The organism is Pseudomonas sp. EGD-AK9 (assembly GCF_000465935.2).
Classification (GTDB): domain Bacteria; phylum Pseudomonadota; class Gammaproteobacteria; order Pseudomonadales; family Pseudomonadaceae; genus Aquipseudomonas.
The window spans coordinates 1-4,232 of the sequence record NZ_AVOF01000278.1; the positions used below are offsets into that span (position 1 = coordinate 1).

Annotated in this window: 5 protein-coding genes and 1 pseudogene; 1 reads left to right on the forward strand and 5 read right to left on the reverse strand. The window is 68.2% G+C overall.

Annotated elements, in window-relative coordinates; genetic code table 11:
* The 5 genes and pseudogenes from N878_RS13750 to selD all read right to left on the reverse strand — a co-directional run.
* A pseudogene (locus N878_RS13750) lies at positions 1 to 249 on the reverse strand (methyl-accepting chemotaxis protein); the annotation flags it as partial.
* A 122-nt stretch (positions 250 to 371) separates the two neighbouring features.
* Positions 372 to 977, reverse strand: coding sequence for a flavin reductase family protein (locus tag N878_RS13755; protein WP_021444221.1), 606 nt, complete (start codon positions 975 to 977; stop codon positions 372 to 374).
* A complete protein-coding gene (locus N878_RS13760) occupies positions 977 to 1,255 on the reverse strand; it encodes a hypothetical protein (protein WP_021444222.1) in 279 nt (92 codons plus the stop codon). Before N878_RS13760 ends, N878_RS13755 begins: the two co-directional genes overlap by 1 nt.
* Positions 1,256 to 1,331: 76 nt before the next feature.
* Positions 1,332 to 2,432, reverse strand: coding sequence for a tRNA 2-selenouridine(34) synthase MnmH (gene mnmH / locus N878_RS13765; RefSeq protein ID WP_021444223.1), 1,101 nt, complete (start codon positions 2,430 to 2,432; stop codon positions 1,332 to 1,334).
* Entirely contained in the window at positions 2,432 to 3,466 is a 1,035-nt protein-coding gene (gene selD, locus N878_RS13770; RefSeq protein WP_021444224.1) for a selenide, water dikinase SelD, read from the reverse strand. Before selD ends, mnmH begins: the two co-directional genes overlap by 1 nt.
* Positions 3,467 to 3,570: 104 nt before the next feature.
* Between selD and N878_RS13775 the strand changes: the two genes are divergently transcribed.
* The coding region (locus N878_RS13775) for a patatin-like phospholipase family protein (RefSeq protein WP_021444225.1) at positions 3,571 to 4,232 on the forward strand (662 nt) is incomplete at its 3' end.

Sequence of the window (4,232 nt, forward strand, 5' to 3'; positions counted from 1 at the left end):
GGCCAGGCGCGCGGCCTGCTGCGGATCGCCGGCCAGGGCGAAGGCCTGCTCGCTGTGGCGCATGTGCAGCAGCTGCTCGCCGAGCGCACTCATGCGCTGCTGCAGCGCCGCCCCGGCGTTCACCTCGCGCAGCGCCAGCAGCCCGGTGCCGGCCACCAGCGCGGTAAGCCCCAGCACCAGGGCGAAACCCAGCATCAGCTTGCTGGCCGTGCTCAGACTGGCCAGCCGATTGCTCCACGCGCTCCCCATGACCACCCCCGCCTACTGCTCGCCGCGAATGGCCGAACATAGGAGCGCCGCCCTGCTGGCGACAAGCCAGCAGGGCCTGAAATGGCTGGATCAGCTAACTGGAGGTCGTTTCCAGAGCGGATTCATGGCCGCTGCATCTGGAACAGCTCGCTGGTGCGGCAGTAGGCGCTGCCGCCGAGACGGCCGATCAGGTCGAGCTTGAGCGGGTCGAGGCGGCCCTGCTCGCTGAGCACGGCGTCGTCGATATGCGCCAGCAGCACCTCGGCGAAGATCAGGTGGCAGTTGGGATTCGCCGCCGGATAGGGCTGGATCTGCGCCACCCGGCACTCGAAGGTCACCGGCGCGCCGGCCACCCGCGGCACGTCGATGCGCTCGCACGGCAGGCTGGCGATGGCGCAATGGACGAACTCGCTGACCTCGTGCGGCAGTATCGCCGCACTGGCGTTCATCGCCTCGGCCTGGGCGAAGCTGACCAACTGGATCGCCAGTTCGCCGCTGGCCTGGGCGTTGCGCAGGCTGTCCTTGAGGCTGCCGTCGTCGCGGGTGTTGACGTTGACCAGCAGGGTCGGCGGGTTGTCGCTGATCACCTGGAAGAAGCTGAACGGCGCCAGGTTGGCCACTCCCTGCGGGGAACGGGTGGAAACCCAGGCGATGGGCCTCGGGGTGACGCTGGCGGCCAGCCAGCGGTAGGCCTCCAGCGGGCTCAGCGTGGCGAAGTCGAGCTGCATCAGCGCCCCGCTCGCGATTCGCGGATGTAGAAGCGCGCCCGCTCGGCTTTGCTGGTGCAACCCTCGTAGGCCTCGAACTGCTGCTGGGTCTTGGCCGCGGTGAGCAGCGACAGCGCCTTGGAGTAGCTGACCGTGCCGGCGAAGCCTTCGGCCTCGGCGATGCTCAGCTCCTTCCAGGCCGCGTCCAGCTGATTGGCGCAGGTGTCGCGGTACACCGTCTTGCCGGCGCAACCGCTCAGCACCAGGGCCAGTACCGGCAAACAGATCCAATGTTTCATCGACCACACTCCTTACAAGGACATGACTACGGATTGACCCAGTGTAGGACGCCGGCGCCCGGGGAAAGTGCCCGCTTCAGCGCCCGGCGCGTTGACGCAGATACTCCACCACCGCCTGCTGCTCGCCGACGAACTCGATGCGCCCGGCCTTGCTCTCGCGCTGGAACACGTACATCGGATCGTAGTACTCCACCAGCAGCGCCTCGATCCAGCCGCGGTGGGTGTCGACCTGGCCGGCGGCGGCCTGCTCGCCGAGGGCCTGGTCCATGATCGCCGCCAGGCGCTGATAGCGCTCGCCGCCCAGGCGCCGGGTGATGTTGGCCAGGCTCTCGCGCAGGCGCGCGGCGAATGCGGCGAATCCGCCCTCCTCGCCGTGGACGGCGACGAACTCGGCGCACAGCTCGACCACATAGGCCTTGAGGATGCGCTCGACGCGATGCTCCAGGCTGTCCTCCAGCCACACCAGCGGGTAGTCCTGCATCGCCTGGTACAGCGGCAGCGGCAGCGAGCAGCGGCCGATCAGGCGCGCCTCGTCCTCCAGCACGAACTGGCGCTGGCCGCGCGCGCGACGCTTGAGCAGGTCGATGGCCAGGGCGTTCTCGAAATCGATCTGCGCCGGCTGGGCGCTGGCGCGCTTGCCGAAGCTGGAGCCGCGATGGTTGGCGTGGCCTTCGAGGTCCGGGGCGTTGTCCAGCTGGCCGATCACCTCGGTCTTGCCGGTGCCGGTCATGCCGCCGACCAGGACGAAATCGCACTCGGCCACCGCCTGCTCGCTGGTTTCCAGGAGAAAGCCGCGCATCGCCTTGTAGCCGCCGATCACCCGCGGGTAGTCGATGCCCGCCTCGCTTTTCAGCCACTGCTGGACGATCTGCGAGCGCAGGCCGCCGCGAAAGCAGTACAGGTAGCCGTCCGGATGGGCCTTGGCGAAGGCCGCCCAGGCCGCTATGCGCTCGTCCTTCAGCGCACCGCTGACCAGTTGGTGGCCCAGCTCGATGGCCGCCTGCTGGCCGTGCTGCTTGTAACAGGTGCCGACCTTCTGCCGCTCGAGGTCGTCCATCAGCGGCAGGTTGACCACCCCGGGGAAGGCGCCCTTGAGAAACTCCACCGGCGCGCGGGCGTCCATCATCGGCCGGTCGTTGAGAAATATGTCGCGGTAGTCGGCGCTGTTGTCCCGCATCACAGCACCTCGACCGCGTGGCGCTGTCGCTCGACCATCTCGCCGATGGGCGCCAGCTGCAGGCCCAGCTCGGCGGCGACGGCGAGGAACTCGGCCTCGCCTTCCGGCGCCACGGCGATCAGCAGGCCGCCGCTGGTCTGCGGGTCGCACAGCAGCAGCTTGGCCAGCTCCGGTAGCGGCGCGATCTTCTCGCCGTAGCTGTCGAAGTTGCGCAGCGTGCCGCCGGGCACGCAGCCCTGCTCCAGGTAATGCTCGACGCTGTCCAGACGCGGCACCCTGGCGAACTCGACGCGCGCGCTGAGGCCGCTACCATCGGCCATTTCCACTAGGTGCCCGAGCAGGCCGAAGCCGGTGACATCGGTCATCGCCTTGACCCCGGCGAGCTTGCCGAAGCGGCTGCCGGGCTTGTTCAGGGTGCACATCCAGTCGCGCGCCAGGCCGACGTCCTCGCTGCGCAGCTTGGCCTTCTTCTCCGCGGTGGTGAGGATGCCGATGCCCAGCGGCTTGGTCAGGTACAGCTGGCAGCCGACGGTAGCGGTGTCGTTGCGCTTCATATGGCGCTTGTCCACCAGGCCGGTGACGGCCAGGCCGAAGATCGGCTCGGGGGCGTCGATCGAGTGGCCGCCGGCCAGCGGAATGCCGGCCTCGTCGCACACCGCGCGGCCGCCGCGGATCACCTCGCGGGCGACCTCCGGGGCCAGCAGGTTGACCGGCCAGCCGAGAATGGCGATGGCCATCAGCGGGTCGCCGCCCATGGCGTAGATGTCGCTGATGGCGTTGGTCGCGGCGATGCGGCCGAAGTCGTAGGGATCGTCGACGATGGGCATGAAGAAGTCGGTGGTGGAAACCACCCCGCGTTCTTCGTCGATGGCATACACCGCCGCGTCGTCGCGCGAGGCGTTGCCGACCCACAGGCGCGGGTCGAGGTTCTGCGCGCCGCTGCCGGCGAGGATCACCTCCAGCACCTTGGGGGAAATCTTGCAGCCGCAACCGGCGCCGTGGCTGTACTGGGTCAAACGAATCGGCTCGCTCATGTCTCTCTCTTGCATCGACGACTGGCGGCGGATTCTAGCAAAGACCGCCTTGGCGCAGCGCCTTTGCGCGAGTAAGGTCGAAACATCGACGGGGGATTTTTCCTATGAGCAAGAAAGTGGCGCTGGTACTGGGCTCGGGGGGCGCGCGCGGCTACGCCCATATCGGCGTGATCGAGGAGCTGCAGGCGCGCGGCTACGAGATCGGCTGCATCGCCGGCTGCTCGATGGGCGCGGTGGTCGGCGGCATCTTCGCTGCCGGCAAGCTGCGCGAGTACCGCGAGTGGACCGAGAGCCTGGACTACCTGGACGTGCTGCGCCTGATCGATGTCAGCTTCCGTCTCGGCGCCATCCGCGGCGAGCGGGTGTTCGGGCGCATCCACGACATAGTCGGCGAGATCAATATCGAGGAGCTGGCGATCCCCTTCACCGCGGTCGCCACCGACCTCACCAACCAGCAGGAAATCTGGTTCCAGGAAGGCTGCCTGCACCAGGCGATGCGCGCCTCGGCGGCGATTCCCAGCCTGTTCACCCCGGTGATCCAGGGCAAGCGCATGCTGGTCGACGGCGGCCTGCTCAACCCGCTGCCGATCGTGCCGGTGGTGTCCAGCCACTGCGACCTGATCATCGCGGTCAACCTCAACGCCACCAACCAGGGCCACTACCAGTTGCCGGTGATCGAACGGCCGGCCGCGCTCAAGGGGCGCATCGACCAGTTGATGACCACGCTCGGCTCGCGCCTGCCGAGCTTCCGCCGCAAGAGTGAGGA